An 18,462-nucleotide genomic window follows, 5' to 3' on the forward strand; every position below is an offset into this window, starting at 1 on the left:
AGTAAAGCTACAGTTGTCGCTTTATGTCAAATTAGTCAAAAATGACAGATTTTTGCGTCAAATTTGTCATTTTTGCCAAAGCACTGGTCAAAGTGGTGATGCAGCATCTTGTAGGCTGCTATAACACCAAACACCTGCGTGCACCTATATTGAAACGAGCGAGCCTAAATCTCGCATAGGTTTTGAGGCGTGCCAGCTAACCACGCAGCAACGTTTTCAAACTCAATGTGAGCCCGACGAATCATGGCTTCTTGTGTGAGATAGGCTACATGAGGGGTGAAGATGGTGTTCTTTGCGCTGAGCAGGGGATAGTCTGCGGGAATAGGTGGTTCCATATCAAAGACGTCAATTCCGGCACCTGCAATTTGTTCTGTGTTGAGCGCCACTGCAAGAGCATCGTTATCAACAATTGCCCCGCGTGCGCAGTTAATAAATATTGCGGACTCCTTCATGCGTGCAAAATGCTCTTCACCAAAACTCTTACGCGTAGTTTCGTTTAACGGCAAATGCAGCGATACAATATCGCTTTGTTCAAGGAGTGTTTCAAGATTGACATGCTGTATGCCAAATGCAGTTGCTTGAGGGTTTTCATGCCGAGCATATCCGAGTACGTGAGCTCCAAACGCAGCAAAAAGCTTGCCGGTTTGCGTACCAATATGCCCAGTACCTACAATTCCTACGGTCTTTCCTGCAATTTCTCGACCTACCATACCGGTCGAATTGCCACCCGTGTGAACTGCTGCGTGTCCAGCAGCAACAAGACGAAACACATCAATAGCAAGACCAACTGACAGCTCCGCTACAGCGGTGTCAGAGTAACCAGCACAATTGCTAACCGCAATGCCACGTTCGCGACATGCAGATACGTCAACATGGTCAATGCCGGTAAATGCAACAGCAATAAGTTTGAGCTGTGGCAAAGCGCGGATTACCTCACCCGGAAGCGGATTGTTGGCAATCATAATCACATCAGCGCCCTGTGCTCGCCGGATAAGCTCATCAGGGTTACTACTTTTATCATGTGCTGCAACAAAGCTATGACCAGCGTCAATGAGCGGCTGAGAAAGTTCATGCAGAATGGTTGAATCAATACCTAAGGGTTCGAGTAAACAAATATGCATGAGAACTTCCTTTCAAAGAAGCGGCTAGATAAGGTTTTGACTAACAATTCTACGTAGTCGTTTTGCGTGTGGCAGCTAAATTCGGCAGTGAATCTAAAAAGTTCAAAGCCGCTTGATAGGCCTGCAATCCTTCTGGTCGTGTTATATCACGGTCAAAATCGTGGGGCAAATAATACACTTGATGCATAACCGCATATGGAGCACCTCGCGCAAGTCGCTTTGATGCACCGAGCGGCACATCCTCATCGCCGGTGCTTGCTGCAAGAAAAAGGGGTGGCAGCGCAGCAATGTCCTCAGGCGATAGCGAGAGCTCGTTAGCCTCATCGGGGGAGCGAAGTCCTAGTGTTTCTAGCCACTTACCGTTTTGCCGTCCCCAAATGTAGAGCTGCATGCGTGTGAGAGGGTCGGCCTCAGTGATGTAACTATGCCTATAAACACCGGTTTGAGCAGCAGCTAAAAATGGAGCAACAGCTGCATCAGAAACAGTGGGAAGCGCCATATAGGCAGCTGAGGGCTCATGTAGCCAGTCTTCGTTGAGCGCAGGATAGCCATAAAACGACCAGAGCGCATCAATTTGAGCATCACATGCACGGCGTTGCAAACGCGCACAAACTTGTAGCGCTAACCACGCACCGGCAGAACGACCAAAGAGTACAACCCGCGCATATCCTAGATTGCGTGCCGTACGAATAAGCGATTCTATGGCATGGGTCGTTACGCTAACAAGGTCTTGAGCTGGTGTTTCGGGTGCAAGAGGGTATCCAAGCGTAATAAGAGTGTGTCCGTAATCACTCATGAGCCGCCGATAGGGAAGCGGTAAATCGTCTTTTGAGCCAAAGAGCAGACCTCCGCCGTGCAGATAGATTATGCAGGTTTTACAGCGGCATGTGTTATCTCGGCCTGGTAGCAGCGTCTCCTCAGCCCCACATGTCACCGTTATAGGAAGCGCACTTGCCGCCTCAAAAGCCTCAAGGACTGCATTACATGCCACGGTCGCTCTCCCTGTTTGATGTGTCAATCAGCTTAAACATGCGACTTGCCAGAGAGATTTGCAGGCGGTCATCGGAGTTGCGCACGTCAATATCAAAGAGTTCAAGCATGCGCGCTGCGCGGTAGCGCACCGTCTTGGGGTGAACAAATAGTTGTCGGGCACATTCATGATAGTTAAGGCTCAGCTCACAGAGTGCGACGGCGGTTTCGTATAAATCAGGTGCTTCTTCGTACAGTCTCATCACACGTGAATCAATAAAATCGCTGAGCTGTCCCACGTCGTGCGCTCGCATAAAAATTTTGTAAATACCCAGTTCATCATAGGTAATAACCGTAAAGTGATACCGGTCATTATCAAAGAAGCGCACAATATCAAGTACTTCATTGTTAAGCCGTGGGATAGCTTCGCGCGTGCCCATTGAGCTTACTGCTGCAAGATACTGTATTTCTGGCACGCCAGGGAGCGTCTGCATTTCGCTGAGAATCTGCCCCAACTCAGCTTTGTCAAAACGGTCAGACTCGCTTCGGATATTGTGAATGAAGGTAATGCGGTCATTTGTCTCATAGAATGCAAGGTTTTGATATGCCATGGTGAGACGCTGGCGAAGGGCGCGAATGACCTCTTCAAGGCGTTCCTGATTGTGCTGATTAACACTGACGCGAATCATAACCAGCTCATAAAAGGGGTATCTGCCAATTCCTAACTCTATGGCAACCGCCTCAGCTTCACTCAGGCTTTTGAAATGCCCTAATAAGAGGTCGTGCGCAAGATTATTATTTCTAAAAAACAGCTTGCGCTTTACCGCATTTTGTTTCAGCACTTCCATTTGCAAGAGGCTGATGACGTTCTCGATTGCCATAATATCAATAGATGACAGTTCATGGCTGAGCGCATGAATCACCAGGTAGTAGGCACGGTCATCAGAGCTAGGGATACGTGCAGCAGTTGCATGTCGGGGTTTACCCTCATACACGAGTTGCGCATCAAAGTATTGGTTAGCGCGCAGGTGGTCTGGCTTTATGGGAATAAGCTTGGCAATCTCGTACTTGGTAAGGCCTTCGTCAGTTGAAATACGACGGTTTTTAGCGGCATCTAAAAAGGTCAGATTGGTATGAATGATATTGCGCAAGCGGAGCAAAATTTGCAGTACGCTTGGCTGCTCAAGCGCAAAGGCCATAATCTGGCGGTGCACTTCGTAAAAGCGATTCATGAGCGTGAGGTTTGAATCAATGACATTACCAAGCACGTCAAGCAAAAGCGCCTCGTAGCGTGTATCTGCTTGTATCTGAATGAGAGGAATTGAGCAGCGCTCGCAAAACGCTATCATTTTGCTGGGCGGATTTGATAGGAGGCGCTCCGGCTTAAATACAAAGGCGCTAATACCAAGGCGCGCTGTTTCTTCAAAAAACACTTCGAGCTCGGCATCGTTAAGCGCCTCAAGTGCATAAAAGCTGGTGATAAGCATTTGCCCTTCGCGACCCCAGTTTTCGATGTCACCTGCTTCAAGCACCATGGCCGAGCTAACTTGGCGCGTGGTTCCAGATGCCCCTGCAATTACGGTGGCAGATGCAAAAGAGGGAAGATGTAATACATCAGCTACGTTCACAGAACAATCTCCTTATATAGAGGCATGCAGACGACAGACGACCGATGACCGATGACCGATGACCGATGACCGATGACCGATGACCGAACAAGCAATTGCATCATAGCTGTACATAAAACCGGAAAGCTGCTAAACAAAAACCGCCTTGTGCAAGCGCGACAAAGCGGTTGTTGCGTTGTATATTCGCAGCAAATACTTGCTTTGAGCGTTATAGAGCTACGTCGCGATTGCAGTCTTTAGAATAGATATAGGCAAAGTCTTCGTCACGTCCCACTGCATAGGCAGCTTGCGGACAATAAGCACCCATGTAGAGATAGTCTCCCTTTTTGACAGGGAGCCACTCATCATCGAGTACATACATGCCCTGACCTGAGTAAATGTAGGCACCGTGCTCTTGGAAGTGCGTCTCTATATAGCCATGACTTGCACCGGGCTTAAACAGGAGGATATGCATATTCATATCAAAACCGAGGTTGGAAGCAGAAGGCAAGAAGTCTTTTACCAAAACATCGCTCATGCCCTCATATTCAACCCAGTCAACATCGTTGATGTTGCCAATTACAGTATGGGCTTCAAAGCCTTCAAGACGGTCGTAGAGACGCTTATACATAAAGCCATGAGCGGGCTCGTGGCTGGCGTTCTCGAAGAAGATTTGCTTGTCTTCGGGCACATAGATATAGCCGCCCGCGGTAATAATTTGCTCTTGCTCGCCATCAGAAACTTTGAGCGTTCCATCAAAGATATAGAGGAATAGTTCCTCGCCGGAGCGACCCCAGCCCTGTGTATTATTGCCGCCCTCGTGAACGGTAATGAGATAGTCGGCAAAGGTGGCGCCCAGTTTTGGCGAACCGAGGATAGTAATGTCACAGTTCTCAAATCCGGGGATTACGTTTTTGACGCAACCATCGGGTTCGATAAGGGCCCAATTGCGACGCACAATCGAGCGATTGGCGAGTATATCATCACGATATCCGGTGTTGCTGTTGCGATAACCCATACAAAACTCCTTACTTGAAAGATAAATACAGTATAGAAAAAATACCCCGCTGTTTTAGTCGTCACAGCGAGGTATCAATAATCAAATTATTTAGATGGATGTAACTTTTTGACGGGTGTTAGTGAGTGCAAAAAGAATAGTACCAACTGCTAGAAGAGCTGCACCAACATAGAAGCCGAGTTCGCCAGAACCCGTTATATCAATAATCGAACCAGTTAAGGCGGGTGCAACTACAGAAGATGCCATACCAAAGAAGTTAAAAACTCCAAGGGTGGTAGCGATTGACTTAGGGTCGGCTTGGTCAGACATATAAGAAATAAGTACTGGGTCAACAGCCAACTTCCCAAGAAGTCCGTAAAGCAACAAGATAATGGCAAGAACACCAGCATTGGGGGCAAACATGGAAATGGCGATTAGCACGAAAGCGCATATTTCAAGGAAGGTGATAACTAAGTTTTTCTTTTCACGTTTCTTATCGGAAATACGGGAGAAAAGTAGTGCGCCTGGAATTGCGGTAACTGAAATCATAGAAACAATGAGTCCAATCATGCCACCAGAGATGCCACGCTCGGTCTCGAGGAAGGAGGGTAGCCAAGTAACAATCATGTAATAGGCATAACAGGTGCAGAAATAGAGGATATAACATGCGATAAAACGTAAGCTGAAAAGACGTGGGCGTTCCGTAGTGGTAGTTACTGTTTCATTTTTTTCATGAGAGATTGTAGTAGATGCTGTTTCAGTATTGTTTTTGCGGAGAGCACGCTTCTCAGCCATGTTGTCTTTGAGCATGATGACATACCAAAGAACCATAAAGAGAATTAAACCGGCTGAGATAAAGACCATGGTTTGCCAAGGGAGGTTAAGCTGTTTAACAATGTAGCTTGAGCCTGTCATACCAAGAATCATTCCCAAGGCAGAACCTGAGTTAACAATTGCTGTTCCAACACCTTTTTTATCAGTTGGAACATGTTGTGCAGTAAGGGAAAACGCAGCGCCATAGTATACACCGCAACCAACACCCGCAAGAACGCTTCCAAGATAGATACTGGTAAGTGAGTTTGCGGTGGCAATAAGCGTTGCGCCAGCAGCAAAAATTAAGAAACCCGGAATTAGAACCCGCTTTTGACCAAAACGGTCAACCAGCCAACCAGAGGGAATCTGGAGGGCGGTGTATCCAAAGAAGTAACAACTTGAGATTAGCCCCATTGCAGCATTTGTTTGCTCACCAATGGTGCCTTGGATTTCGGTATAGACTGGCGAGAGCATGGAACGGTAAACCCAAATGACTACCCAACCTATGCAAAAGGTAAAGATAATCCGCTTCCAATAGTTCCTACCATATATGTCTGCCATGTGTTTCCCCTTTCATGGGAGAAGGAGTAATTTAATAAGCTAATTTGTGTAAAACGCCAGCAAGAGCATCGATACCTCTTGCAAGGTCTGCTGGGTCAGTATCCTCGGCAGGATTGTGGCTCACGCCATCAATACTTGGGACAAAGAGCATGCCCGTAGGAACATGCGGGGCAATGATTTGAGAATCGTGACCGGCACCGGAGTGCATCACAAGGTAATTGTCACCGCGCTCTTTGCAGGTCTGCTCAATGAGGGAGACGAGCTCTAAATTCATAGGTACCGGGTCTTCATCCATCCAGCACTCAATCTCAATCGTGACCCCGTGTTGCGCAGCAATACGCACCATGTCCGCTTCAAGAGCTTCAGAGAAGCTATGAAGCACCGCTTTGTCGGTATGACGGCAATCCATGCTAAACAGAGCTTCACCAGGCACAACGTTTACCGTATTGGGCGAGACCTCGATATGTCCAAAGGTAAGAACAAGCGGGTCGCCAGCCTCGTTTGCTTTAGCGAGAGAGCTGCTTACAATCTCGGCAAATACCTGAACCACGTCATGGCGGTAGCACATGCGTGTTGTACCTGCATGATTTGCCTGACCGTGAAGGTGGATATTGTAGCGGCGCTGTCCGGCGATGGCATTTACAACACCAACCGAGGAGCCTTCCATCTCAAGGGTATTTCCCTGTTCGATATGAAGCTCAACAAACGCTTCTACCTTATCAAGGGGGCTTGAGGTCTGAGTGCGCGGTGAGAACCCGCAATCATTCATGGCCTCAACAAAGCTCACGCCCTCGCTATCAGCAATACCTTGAATATCGGCGGCAGGCACACATCCGACAAGGTTTTTGCTGCCCCAAAATACAAAGGGGAAGCGGCTGCCTTCTTCTTCAGCCATAGAAATAATGCGCAAGCTCTTTTTTGGCGTGCCATAGTTTTCGATGAGATGCTTGATAGCCAAGTAGCCACCAAAAATGCCGAGCGCCCCGTCGAGTTTTCCACCCTGAACAACGGTATCAACATGGCTGCCGGTTGCGATAATCTCCTCAGACTCGCCACTACCCTGATAGGTGCCAACAAGGTTGCCAACCTCGTCAAACTCAGCTGTCATACCTAAGTCTTCAAACCGTTGTTTGAGGGCAAGCTGTGCTGCGAGCCATGACTTGCTAAACAAAAGACGAGTCATGCCACCGCGCTCATCACATCCAAATGAGGCGAGCCAATCACGTGCAGCAACTACCTCTTCCGGAGTAATACTCATGTTCACTTCCTTTCACAAAACCTGCGGCTAAGCGCCTGCATACCTGCCTAAACACTGAACTAAGAGTACGGGTGAGCAGAATCTTCAACAATATCCAGTCTGGATAAAGAAGTTGAGCTAACGCTATCCCTTTCGGTCCGTGTTATTCATGGGCTGAAATGATTAACTGAGATGCAAAGATGTGTCCTTATCAACAGGCAAGGATGTATCTGTCGAGCGCGATACGGGAAGGTTTAGATATGCTGTTTACAGTTGTGGAGCATAATTCTTATCAGGACTCTATTAACCTGATGCTTCTAACAAATAAAATCAATGCAATGCCTGGCGTAATTCGTTCTCAAATTATGATGGGAACAGATGCTAATAAGGATATATATCAGGCGGCAGGGCTTTTAACCCCTGAGGCGGCTGCAGCTCAGCCAAGTGACATGATTATTGTGGTTGAGGCAAACTCTCATGACATTCTTGAGCGCGTATTAGAAGAAACAAGATTGTTTCTCGCAAACCTTTCAGTTAAACATGCGAGTCAAGAAGGCATGTCTGAGGCTCATTCTTGGGAAGAGGCGCTTGCGCTTTTGCCTGATGCTAATATGGCGCTTTTTTCTATTCCCGGTGAGTATGCAGCTCCAGAGCTTGAGCGTGCGCTCGATTTAGGTCTGCATGTTTTCTCTTTCACCGATAACGTCTCTGCAGAAGATGAGGCGCGCTTAAAAAAGAAGGCGCACGACAAAGGCTTGCTGCTTATGGGACCTGACTGCGGCACGGGCGTTATCTCAAGTGTTCCGGTGGCATTCACCAATGTTATTAACCCAGGCAATATTGGCATTGTGGGAGCCTCAGGAACCGGTATTCAAGAGGTTACCTGCGCCATAGACCGTTTGGGTGGCGGCTGCGTGCATGCCATTGGTACGGGCGGTCGCGATTTGAAGGCCGAAATTGGTGCAGTTACGGTAAAGGATGCCATTGTTGCTCTTGAGCATCACGACCCAACCGATGTCATCTGCGTTATCTCAAAGCCGCCTGCGCCCGAAATTCGCGATGAAGTGGTTGACCTTTTGCAAAAGTGCACAAAACCAGTTGTTGCAATTTTTATTGGTGAGAAGCCGCTCGCGCATGTGGGTCATGTACACCTCGCGCATACGCTGGAAGAATGTGCACAGATTGCTGTTGATTTAGCGCGCGGTGCTAAGGTGCGACCAAATTATTTGGAACCGCTTGCACATACAGTTAGCTCTACGCTTGCCCCTGATAAAACAGTTGTTGGCCTGTATTCTGGCGGAACGCTTGCCGGTGAGGCTGCCATGATGATTACTGAGGCGCTTGAGCTGGGCCACATCATCAAAGAAGACGGCTACATGCTGCGCCATGGTGGCTATGACGTTATTGACCTTGGCGACGACATCTATACGCAGGGTCGTCCTCATCCCATGATTGACCCTGATGTTCGCATTGCTATGATGCGCGAATATGCCCAAACGCCTACTTGCGGTGTCATTCTCTTTGACTGTGTGCTCGGTTATGGTTGTCACGAAGATATGGCAGGTCTGTTGGCGCCTGTTATTGCTGAGTGCATAGAAACTGCTCGCTTGGATGGTCGTGAGCTCAAGTTTGTGGGAACAGTTGTTGGCACGCGCCAAGACCCACAGGATTATGAACGCTCGGTCATGATGCTTGAACAAGCAGGCGCAATTATTGAGTCGAGTAACGCACGCGCCGTACGCACTGCGCTTGCCTATAAAGGCATCACCTTTGTTGAGGCCGACCGCGCATGGCTTGATTATGACATTACCGATACAACACCTTTGCCAAAACCCAGCAAAGCCGTCATGAATTTGCTCAACTCAAAGCCACGTGTCATTAACGTGGGCGTTGAGAGTTTTAATGAGCCGCTTCGCGCTTATGGTGCACAAAGCGTGCAGTATCGCTGGAAGCCTATGGCAGGCGGCAACAAGCGCATGATTCACCTGCTCACCGAGCTTGCAAAGCACGATGAGCTGAATGAGCAAAATAATATAGTGCTTGAGCGATTCCGTGCCTCGCAGCCTTTCTTGGTTGATGTTAAGCCCGCCGGCGCGCTCATTCCTGAGATTAACGGGAAAGTGATTCTGCATGCCGGTCCGCCCATCGAATACAGCCACATGACTGACCCCATGCAAGGCTCATGCGTAGGGGCGGTACTTTTTGAGGGCTGGGCAAAAACCGAGAAGCAGGCTCGTGAGCTGCTAGAACGTGGCGAAGTGCGTTTTATTCCGTGCCACCATGTACACGCAGTGGGTCCTATGGGGGGCATTACAACTCAGAGTATGCCTATGGTGGTTGTGAAGAACCGCGTTGATGGCACGGTTGGCTATTGCACCATGAACGAAGGCATTGGCAAAGTGCTGCGCTTTGGTGCATATTCGCAAGAAGTAATCAATCGCCTGTGCTGGATGCGTGATGTATTGGGTCCCGTATTGGCTGCTGCCCTTGCTCAAAAGGAGGGTGGAATTAACCTAAATGTGCTGGTTGCACGAGCTATTACTATGGGAGACGAGTTCCATCAGCGAAATATTGCTGCCTCGCTTTGTTTTTTGAAAGAACTTGCTCCGCTTATTGTGTCACTTGATTGGGATGAGTCTGAGAAGCAGGCTGTTATGCAGTTTCTTGCAGATACCGATCAGTTCTTTTTGAATATCATGATGGCTATGGGCAAATCTATTGTCGATTATGTTCGCGCCTATCGTGGTGGCTCAATCGTAACAACTATGTGTCGCAACGGCGAAAACTTTGGTATTCGCATTTCTGCGCTTGGAGACCAGTGGTTTTTAGCGCCGGTTAATACACCTAATGGCTTGTACTTTACAGGCTATAGTCCTGAGGACGCAAATCCCGATATTGGAGATTCAGCAATTACCGAGACCGTAGGTGTAGGTGCTATGGCTATGATTGCGGCACCTGGAGTGACGCGTTTTGTGGGCGCCGGTGGCTTTGCTGATGCGCTTGAAACGTCCACTGAAATGGAGCGTATCTGCGTATCTCATAACGCAGCTTGGACTATTCCTACTTGGGACTTTAAGGGCACGTGTTTAGGCATTGATGTTCGTCGTGTGGTTGAGACGGGCATTACGCCACTCATCAATACAGGTATTGCGCATAAGCGTGCAGGGGTGGGCCAAATTGGAGCTGGCACTGTGCGAGCACCTCTGGGTTGTTTTGAAGCGGCGCTTGAGGCGCTTGCTGCAAGCTTAGGCATTGAGTAGTCGCTTATGTTGTATGCTCACACGCTCTCTCCGTATGCAGCAGAACAGCTTAGCTCTAACCAGCTAGGACGGGTTCATAGTGTCTTTAGGTCAGGCATCAACCTTGCGTTGTCGGGTGCTCTCATTCATGTAGGCACAGACGCTAAGCTTATGTCCTGTACGGGTATGTGTGTGGACGCTCAAACCTTAGACGCCTTGCTTGCGGTGGTAACTCCCGGAGTGCTTATACGGGTGCGCGCTGGTTTGCTTGCATGCTATACCACAGATGGTGTTGTTGAGCTTGATAGTAGAAGCGCCCAGCTCATGGATTGTTCGCTGGCAAACATGCTCGAGCTTTCTGACATGTTGTGGGCAATTGATTACCTTCGTGTAACAGAGCAGTTTGGGTGGCATACCATTCTAAAGCATGCTGGCCTCGCGATGACAGACGAGGTATCTGGGCATTTGTTGAGTCTCTGTAGTGAGCAAGGGGTGGGTTCTAAAACTATTGCCTATCTCGTGGGGCGCGGACCAGGTTTAACGCCCTCAGGTGATGATATATTACTGGGCTATGCGGCATCTCTTCTTATGTGCGGGGCTGATTATCAGCTTGCTTTAACACTTGCAGAAGCTGCTTCAGGGCGAACCACGCACGTGAGTCAGTCATATTTTGATGCGCTGGCGCGCGGCTGGGTGCATCCTGTGTTTGGTGATTTGGAGCGTGCTATTGCTGAGCATTCAGAGCCACACATGCAAGCAGCTTTAGGAGCAATAACGCGCATTGGTCATAGCTCGGGTTGGGATGGTTTACTCGGCTTATACGCAGGCTTTTTGCATGCTGTGGCACATGAGCAATGTGTGGCATTCCAAGTTGTATAGACAATACGAATGGAGGAAGGTGTGAAACGATGTACGTATAATCCTACGCTTTTTATTGCGCTTGCACTGGCGCTTGGCGTAGCGGTTGGTCTTGTGGTGGGCGCACCGATGACCGAGATTAAATTTGTAGGCGAGATATTTTTCTCGCTGGTTCAAATGTGCATGGTCCCGTTTGTAATGGGTCAAATTATTGCGGCAGTCGGTTCACTAACCCCGCGTGAACTGGGAAATATTGGCATCAAAGCAATCCTTTTGTTTTTTGTGACCTCACTTATTGCTGCAGCGTTTGGCGTGTTTACCTCAGAGATATTTAAGCCTGGTCTCATGGCGGATGGAGCGGCGCTCGTTGCTGGTGCAAGTTCTGATGCAGCAGTCACTCACGTAAGCCTTGCTGAGACGCTAACAAGCTTTTTCTCAAAGAACATCGTTTCATCAATGGCTGCAGGAGCTATGGTTCCCTGTATCGTTTTCTCATTGTTCTTTGGTGTAGCTTTAAGTCTTTATCGCGAAAAGCATAAAACAAGTCATGTCTTTAGCCTCATTGAAGAGCTTAATGAGTTGCTGCTCATCATTATTCGTATGGTCATGAACGTTGCTCCGGTCGGTGTTTTTGCCTACGTTTCCTCAAGTGTTGGTGCTTTGGGTATCAGCATGGTTCTTTCGGTGGGTAAGTTCATTCTGGTGCTTTTTGGCACGTCGTTGGTATTTTGTGCGCTGTGGTATGTGGTGGTTGCGCTCTATTGCCGTCTACCTCTGGGCAAGCTCTTTATGAAGACTGTGCCTATGGTAGTTATGTCTGCCGCTACGATTTCATCTGCTATGACCTTGCCGGTTGAGATGGAAGATGCCAAGAGAAAGATAGGCTTGCGCCGTGATATTTGCGACCTTGTTTTGCCTCTAGGTGTGCCTCTTAATAGCAATGGAAAGGCGTTGCAGCTAGCAGTAACCGCTATGTTTGTAGCGCAGTTGTATGGCATGGAGTTTACCGGAGGGGCGCTTATACAGTGCGCCATGATTAGCTGGCTATTATCATTTGCAAACGCTGCTGCTCCTGGAGGAACGCTTATCTCCTTAACCATGCTTTTCCCGGCGCTTGGTTTGCCAATGGATGCCATTGCTATCGTGGGTGGTCTTGAATACATTACCGCTGGTATCGGCACGCCTCCTAATGTGATTTCTGATGTGTTTTGTGGCATGTTAGTAGCTCAGCATGAAGAAAACGGTATTAATCGCGATATATTCTTTGGAAAGAAGGATTATGTTGAATCCATTGACACGTTGGAGGGCTAGGACATCTTCGCGCCGTGATTGGTATCACCGGTAACTATTCAGTGGCTTCAAGGGCTACTGTGAGCGCTTGGGAGTTTTTAAGCTTTGATATGCCAGTTTTTTTACGGTTACTTGAGTCTACCCAACTTAAGTGCACGCTAGCTAAGTTTTAACCTGCTATGAAAGGACGAATCATGCTTGTTTCTCGTGAAGAACTTAAAACCTTAATGAAGAACAAATTTATGGCAGCAGGTCTTTCGGCAGAACATGCTGAAAAGACAGCTGAGGTACTGACGTGGTCAAGTGAGCGTGGCTTGCACAGTCACGGCGAGGTGCGCGTCGAGTACTATACCGAGCGCATATCCAAGGGCGGCATTACCACTAATCCTCAGTGGACATGGGAGCAGACAGGGCCTGTTACCGGTATTCTTGATGGTGATAATGGCTGCGGCTATCCTTTTGCCATTAAGGGTCTTGAATACGCTATGGATATGGCGCGTGAAAACGGTATTGGCGTTGTTGGCGTGCGTCGCGTGTCACACACGGGCGCTCTGGGCTACTACACCGAGATGGCTGCCCAAAACGACCTTTGCCTGCTTACGATGTGCCAATCAGACCCAATGGTTATTCCCTATGGTGGCGCGGAGCCCTTCTACGGCACCAATCCTATTGCCTTTGGTGCGCCAACTGCTGATGAGCGCTTTGTTAATTTTGATATGGCAACAACAGTCCAGGCATGGGGCAAAATCCTCGACGCAAAAAGTGCTGGTCGCTCAATTCCTAACGACTGGGCGGTTGACGTTGATGGCAACGCAACAACGGACCCCTTCAGCGTGAATGCGCTGCGCGCTATTGCAGGTCCTAAGGGTTACGGTCTTATGATGGTCGTTGATATTTTGTCCGGCATCCTGCTTGGTGTACCGTCGGGCAAAAACGTATCCAGTATGTATCACGACCTTTCTGAGGGGCGCGACCTGGGACATCTGCATATCGTGATTGACCCAGCGCGTTTTGTAGGGCTTGATGCATTTAAGCAGCAAATGAGCCAGACACTCGATGAGCTGGGCGCGGTAAAGCCAGGTCCTGGCTTTGATAAGGTGTACTATCCTGGCGAGCGCGCCTTGCTGCGCAAGGCAGCCTGTGACGAGGCAGGTGGCATTGAGATTGTGGATAGCATCTACGAATATCTAACGAGCGATAAGCTGTATATCCACAGCTGGGACCACAAGAATCGTTTTGCAGAGTAAGGCTGAACTGTGCTCGGTTTGCGCTTGGAGTGAACCTGAATGAGCTTATAAGCCAATTGTGACTGACGTGAAATAGCCGTATCTGTTTGATTATCTGCGTGTTTGATGAGTTGTGCAGCAGTTCCACCCGTGTAAGGGGAGGGACTGCTGCGTTTATTTGAGCCATGTACTTGCGTTTATGCTGACGCTCTATCAATTTTGCTGCAGAGATTTGCAAAACATAAACGTTAAACGTAGTTATTTGAAGCCAAAACAAGCTAGTGTACGATTCTTCCGGTGTGGGCCGAGTACACTCCATTTTAATAAAGTGAAAATCCTGCGGAAATGCTAAAAAACTCGCTTGTACAGACCCCCTATACTCGAGGTACGAACAAAAATTCGTACACTAAATCGATTTGCTTTGAAAAAAAGCGCGCATGCGCCAAATAAACGGAGGCTCCTTCAACCTAAGCCTCTTCACGCAGATGTTTAGAGCGCGTTACGACATATATTCGTCCCCTCAAACACTCAAATCACAATTTCTCGACAAATGAGATGAAAAATTAGCAAACTATTCTGTAGACGGTCGCTATGCGTCGGTGACCGGCTTTGACAAATGCAGTCTGTTCGTTACACAGGGGCATTTTTTCTCTAGGTCTTATTGTCTTTTTATAATTTAGTTCAAGCGTTGATTCTCTTGGCATGGGGCGCAAGAGATGTAGAAAGGAGTTATATGATTCAAAAAAGTAAACGAAGGAGGGGATGGTGGCTTGCCTCAATTTGCATTGCACTTATAGGTGTGTTGGCAGTCTTGTCTCCTGGTGGGGCTCATGCTGCCTCGCACGAGTATCAGGTATATCCATCAGTGCAAAAGATGGAGTACAAAGATTCACGCTGGATTTTGCGCTCAAATGTACAAACCGTTGTTGAGGCTGGTGTCGATGACGATACTAAGGCACGCTTAGATGAGGTTTTAGCGCTTAAAAATCTAGTAGCCCAACCGCAAGATCAGCTCCAAGAGACACCGCGTCAAACCCGCGTGCTGGTGGGTATCCATGGGTCTGGCGGCGTGGTTGATGCGTATGTTCAAAAGCTCGTTCAAGCTGGAAAACTCAGCTATGACGAGGGCTTGTTTGACAAGACTGATGCCTATCTGCTTGCATCAATTCCAGGAGGCAATGATGCACCGGATACACTGCTTGTTTTGGGTCGAAATACTGATGCATCGTTTTATGGACTAACAACACTTTTCCAAATTTTCCAGCAGGTTAATGGCCTCACACTTGAGAGTTTTGTGTGTCAAGACTTTGCCGATGTTGTTTCGCGTGGGTTTATCGAGGGCTACTATGGCAATCCTTGGACTACAAAAAACCGCGTTAACCTCATGCATTGGGGTGGCTATTACAAGCTGAATGCCTATGTGTATGCGCCAAAAGATGACCCCAAGCACAGAACCGACTGGCGTGATTTGTATACCGATTCAGAGATTCAAGACCAGCTTGCCCCGCAGGCTAAGGCTGGTAATGCATCAAAGGTTCGTTTTGTATACGCCCTTGCACCATTTCATGATAGCGATGGCGCAAGAAGGCCATTCCGCTTTAATTCTGAGGCAAACTATCAGGCAGACCTACAAGATTTAAAGGCAAAGTATAAGCAGACTATCGATGCTGGCGTGCGCCAGATTGCGCTTTTGGCCGATGACTCACGTGACTGGGGTAAAACCTACGGAAACGAGGCAACGTACCTGCGCATTCTCAATGACTTGACCTCGTGGATTCATGAGCTCCAGGCACAAAAGACCTCTGAGGGCAAAGCTATGTATGAGGGTCTTAAAGATACCATCTTGTACTGCCCCGCGCTTTACAGCTACACAGGTGCTGGTGAGGCATGGTACAAGAAGATGCCGCCTAATGTTCAGGTTGTTATGACGGGTGGTCGAACCTTTGGTATTTCACACCATGGATATGCTGAGCGCTTTAAGGCAAATACCGAGCGTGCTCCGTTCTTGTGGATTAACTGGCCGTGCACCGACATGGCAAGAAACTTTAGCTTTGACTGGCTCACTATGGGCGGGCACAACACCTTCCTAAAGAGCGATGTTGTTCCGGGCGATTTGGACGGCATTATGCTCAATCCTATGCAGCAGTCCGAGCCGTCAAAGCAGGGCATTTTCATGATGGCAGACTATTCATGGAAGCTCTGGGAGTCTGAGGCAGAGGCCGACCAAGCTTGGCGTGATTCGTTCTCCTATATTGAGCATAATTCGCCAGTTGCAACTGTTGCATCCGATGGCTTGCGTGATCTTTCTGCAAACATGCAGGTACATCGTGACGGTGGTATTGATGGGCCTATCAACGATCCGCAATATGATCGCAGTAATAAATGGTGGAAGAATAACGAGTCAAACTATGAACTTGGTTCAACCAATATCCTCGAAACACTTACCCGTGTTGCAGAAAAACTGCGCACGGCAAGCGCGAGTGCTAGTGAGCTTGATGAGCTTCGCTTAGTGTATGAGCAGCTCGGCGTTGCTGCTCGGGAATATCGCGAGGGCGCTGGCGACCAAGAGCTCTTTGCTCAAATGGAGCCCTTTGTTGGTTCGTGGGACGACACGGCACGTGCAGCATGTGCCTACGTTGATTCTGCCAAGGCGGCATTGGCAGGAGATGCGGTGACGGCACGCACCAAGCGCACGGAAGCCGATGAGGCTTATACCGCTTCGCAGTCAGGACACAAGCTTGACTATCTTGGTCGTCAAAAGGATGCTCGTGTTGGTTTGGTGGTAGTAACACCTACTCTCACAGCGTTGAAAAACTACACGGCTCGGGTAGTAAATGGTGCAAATGGAGCATCTCAGCCAACAGAAACTACTGTTTCTTACACGCGCATTAAGCCAACAACTTGGGCAACTCATGATGGTGAGGCTGCTGTTACTGATAACGACGAATCAACATTTTGCTGGTTCCAAGGAACGTCGAGCGATACCACACCGGCGGGCGCTTCCGTTACGGTAACGTATCCCGAGCCTCGCCATGCGCGTGAGTTCACATTTGTGCAAACAACGCCTGATGGCGATGCTATTCAAGAGGGTACCTTTGAGTATATGGATTCTACAGGTACATGGCACACCATAGGAGCCATTGACGGTACTCAAAAGCAAAACTTTGCCCTAGATGCCGCGGTTGACGTCAAGGCATTGCGCGTAACCAATACACGGAATCTGCCCAAGTGGTGGAAGGTCTACGAGATTGGACTAACCGAAGAAGAGCCCGACCCAAGTGTTGTTCGCCAAGAACTCCAAGCGGCAATAGATGCAGCGCATACGGTGAGTACAGAGACGCTTGCATCGTGGATACGCACGTCAAAAGAGGCGTTTACACAGGCCTTGACTGCTGCTGAGGCGGGTATAAACAATAACCAACTAACTCCCACCGATTTGAAAAAACTTGCTCAAAACTTAAGAACAGTACGTGAGGGAGTTAAACGCTATGCTGATACGACTAAGGCTGAGCTTGAGCAACAGCATAAAGACGCGCGCGCATATACCCCGATAAGCTTTGCACGCTATGAACGGGTGTATCAGGCATTCTTGCAGGCACTTGATGCAGCTGATAACTTGGCAGAAAGTCGTGGCAAACAATTGGCAGCTCAGCTAAACTCAGCGCTAAATAATTTGGTAGTTGACCGCACTGAGCACGATCGCGCAGAGCTTGCGCTTGCAGACAGCTCAGTTTTGGTTGAGTCTGAATACTCAGCAGATAGCTGGGCACGTGTTGTGAGTGCAAAAGATGCCTTGAAGACGGCACTCGTTGCCGACGTTGCCGCGCAAGCATCGGCAACGGAGTATGTAGGACTGCGCACGCGGCTTGAAGAAGCAATTGCTGCTTTGGCTGCTCCGGACCCCAATGCTCCGAGTGCGGACAACCCAAGCGTTACTCCAGGCGATAACAATTCCGGCGTTACCCCCAGCACTACCCAGCCTCTTCAGCGCTATAAGGTTACTTTCCTTGTTGATGGTCGCGTCTGGGATGAGCAGGAAGTTCAGGCGGGCGAACACGCTCATGAGCCTCAGGCTCCAGCAAAGGAAGGCTGGACCTTTAGGTATTGGGCGGTGCTTGAACAGATGACCCCGCAGCCAAGAAGTGCTCGGCGCCCAGCTGCAGCCTCTGATGTGCCAACACGCTTTGACTTTACGCAGCCTATCTTGGGACACATGACGCTTAGTGCATTTTTCACACAAAATGCCCCAGCATCTGGCGGTGTTTCGAGTGCAGGAGGCTCCACAGAAATTGAGAAAACACCTGTTCAGCCAAGCGTACGTGATGAAGGTATGCAGCCGGACGGTGCGCCGTCAAAGCCAAAGTCAGGTGCCACGTCCACACAAGCTCCGACAAACAAGCAGCCTTCTAAAAACCTGCGCGTTCGCAAGCTTGCCAGAACAGGTGATACCTCGTTGTTTGTAGGCTTTGCTGTGGCTGTTGTTGCAGGTGCAAGCCTATATGCGGGCACCGTGGCTGCTAAGCGACGCTAGCATTCTGGGTGCG

At 48.9% G+C, this 18,462-nt stretch carries 11 protein-coding genes; 5 read left to right on the forward strand and 6 right to left on the reverse strand.

Annotated features, from left to right (window positions below; translation table 11 throughout):
* Nucleotides 1-164 precede the first annotated feature (164 nt).
* The 6 genes from KPC83_RS02135 to allC all read right to left on the reverse strand — a co-directional run bounded on the left by KPC83_RS02135 (nucleotide 165) and on the right by allC (nucleotide 7,326).
* Nucleotides 165-1,121: a 2-hydroxyacid dehydrogenase gene (locus KPC83_RS02135; RefSeq protein ID WP_216278933.1), complete on the reverse strand. Its 957-nt coding sequence runs from the start codon at nucleotides 1,119-1,121 to the stop codon at nucleotides 165-167.
* Between the two features lie 49 nt (nucleotides 1,122-1,170).
* Nucleotides 1,171-2,112: an alpha/beta hydrolase gene (locus KPC83_RS02140; RefSeq protein WP_216278934.1), complete on the reverse strand. Its 942-nt coding sequence runs from the start codon at nucleotides 2,110-2,112 to the stop codon at nucleotides 1,171-1,173.
* A complete protein-coding gene (locus tag KPC83_RS02145) occupies nucleotides 2,102-3,718 on the reverse strand; it encodes a PucR family transcriptional regulator (protein WP_216278935.1) in 1,617 nt (538 codons plus the stop codon). Before KPC83_RS02145 ends, KPC83_RS02140 begins: the two co-directional genes overlap by 11 nt.
* Before the next feature lie 208 nt (nucleotides 3,719-3,926).
* Complete coding sequence (gene allE, locus KPC83_RS02150) at nucleotides 3,927-4,715, reverse strand: (S)-ureidoglycine aminohydrolase (RefSeq protein WP_216278936.1); 789 nt, start codon at nucleotides 4,713-4,715, stop codon at nucleotides 3,927-3,929.
* A 90-nt stretch (nucleotides 4,716-4,805) separates the two neighbouring features.
* Nucleotides 4,806-6,068: an MFS transporter gene (locus KPC83_RS02155; protein ID WP_216278937.1), complete on the reverse strand. Its 1,263-nt coding sequence runs from the start codon at nucleotides 6,066-6,068 to the stop codon at nucleotides 4,806-4,808.
* A gap of 31 nt (nucleotides 6,069-6,099) precedes the next feature.
* Nucleotides 6,100-7,326: an allantoate deiminase gene (allC, locus tag KPC83_RS02160; RefSeq protein WP_216278938.1), complete on the reverse strand. Its 1,227-nt coding sequence runs from the start codon at nucleotides 7,324-7,326 to the stop codon at nucleotides 6,100-6,102.
* Nucleotides 7,327-7,565: 239 nt separating this feature from the next.
* On the opposite strand from allC, the gene fdrA reads away from it, so the two are divergent.
* The 5 genes from fdrA (at nucleotide 7,566) to KPC83_RS02185 (ending at nucleotide 18,449) form a co-directional block, all read left to right on the forward strand.
* Nucleotides 7,566-10,565 carry a DUF1116 domain-containing protein gene (fdrA, locus tag KPC83_RS02165; protein WP_216278939.1) on the forward strand — a complete coding sequence of 1,000 codons (3,000 nt, stop codon included), beginning with the start codon at nucleotides 7,566-7,568 and terminating at the stop codon, nucleotides 10,563-10,565.
* A 6-nt stretch (nucleotides 10,566-10,571) separates the two neighbouring features.
* Complete coding sequence (locus tag KPC83_RS02170; RefSeq protein ID WP_216278940.1) at nucleotides 10,572-11,423, forward strand: DUF2877 domain-containing protein; 852 nt, start codon at nucleotides 10,572-10,574, stop codon at nucleotides 11,421-11,423.
* 21 nt (nucleotides 11,424-11,444) lie between these two features.
* A complete protein-coding gene (locus KPC83_RS02175) occupies nucleotides 11,445-12,713 on the forward strand; it encodes a dicarboxylate/amino acid:cation symporter (RefSeq protein ID WP_253200981.1) in 1,269 nt (422 codons plus the stop codon).
* Nucleotides 12,714-12,886: 173 nt separating this feature from the next.
* Nucleotides 12,887-13,939, forward strand: a complete 1,053-nt coding sequence (allD, locus tag KPC83_RS02180) for an ureidoglycolate dehydrogenase (RefSeq protein ID WP_216278942.1) — start codon at nucleotides 12,887-12,889, stop codon at nucleotides 13,937-13,939.
* A gap of 712 nt (nucleotides 13,940-14,651) precedes the next feature.
* The gene (locus KPC83_RS02185; protein ID WP_216278943.1) at nucleotides 14,652-18,449 is read left to right on the forward strand and encodes a beta-N-acetylglucosaminidase domain-containing protein; all 3,798 of its coding nucleotides are present in this window, start codon (nucleotides 14,652-14,654) and stop codon (nucleotides 18,447-18,449) included.
* Nucleotides 18,450-18,462: the final 13 nt, after the last annotated feature.

This window comes from Collinsella sp. zg1085 (assembly GCF_018889955.1).
In the GTDB taxonomy this organism is placed as follows: Bacteria; Actinomycetota; Coriobacteriia; order Coriobacteriales; family Coriobacteriaceae; genus Collinsella.

Coding starts and splice junctions, on each gene's coding strand:
- KPC83_RS02135 (WP_216278933.1), bottom strand. CDS start 1,121: ATGCATATTTGTTTACTCGAACCCTTAGGTATTGATTCAACCATTCTG.
- KPC83_RS02185 (WP_216278943.1), top strand. CDS start 14,652: ATGATTCAAAAAAGTAAACGAAGGAGGGGATGGTGGCTTGCCTCAATT.
- allC (WP_216278938.1), bottom strand. CDS start 7,326: ATGAGTATTACTCCGGAAGAGGTAGTTGCTGCACGTGATTGGCTCGCC.
- allE (WP_216278936.1), bottom strand. CDS start 4,715: ATGGGTTATCGCAACAGCAACACCGGATATCGTGATGATATACTCGCC.
- KPC83_RS02170 (WP_216278940.1), top strand. CDS start 10,572: ATGTTGTATGCTCACACGCTCTCTCCGTATGCAGCAGAACAGCTTAGC.
- fdrA (WP_216278939.1), top strand. CDS start 7,566: ATGCTGTTTACAGTTGTGGAGCATAATTCTTATCAGGACTCTATTAAC.
- allD (WP_216278942.1), top strand. CDS start 12,887: ATGCTTGTTTCTCGTGAAGAACTTAAAACCTTAATGAAGAACAAATTT.
- KPC83_RS02155 (WP_216278937.1), bottom strand. CDS start 6,068: ATGGCAGACATATATGGTAGGAACTATTGGAAGCGGATTATCTTTACC.